The sequence below is a fragment of the Campylobacter troglodytis genome (genome assembly GCF_006864425.1).
Taxonomy (GTDB): domain Bacteria; phylum Campylobacterota; class Campylobacteria; order Campylobacterales; family Campylobacteraceae; genus Campylobacter_D; species Campylobacter_D troglodytis.
Window position 1 is genome coordinate 1 of the sequence record NZ_QHLI01000274.1, and the last position, 391, is coordinate 391.

At 36.3% G+C, this 391-nt stretch carries 1 pseudogene; it reads left to right on the forward strand.

Annotated elements, in window-relative coordinates:
- A pseudogene (locus tag DMC01_RS12860) lies at positions 1 to 251 on the forward strand (tyrosine-type recombinase/integrase); the annotation flags it as partial.
- Positions 252 to 391: the final 140 nt, after the last annotated feature.

The following is a 391-nucleotide window of genomic DNA, read 5'->3' on the forward strand; positions in this document are numbered from 1 at the left end:
ACGATAAGTATAAGGGTAAGGTAACTCCGCACGGCTTTCGTGCTACCTTTCGCACAATCTGCTCTATAAACAAAGCCGAACTTTTGGGGCTTGGCATAAGTGAGGAAGTCATAGAAAGTGCATTAGCTCACAAAGAATTCAATCAAGTTAAATTTTCTTATGAGCGAGAAAAGGCTACTTTGGAGCAAAAAAGAACGCTTTTGCAATGGTATGAGGACTATTTGAACGGTATTGAGGATTTGGGGATTTAAAAAGTAAATGCGGCTCAATTAAACTTAAACCAAATTTGAAAGGTTTTTAAGTTAAGTCCTATGAAAAACAAAGATTCGTTTCTGAATTTCGCAGATATAATTTAGGGAATTACGAAGCATTTTTTTGCTTCGTTACACTC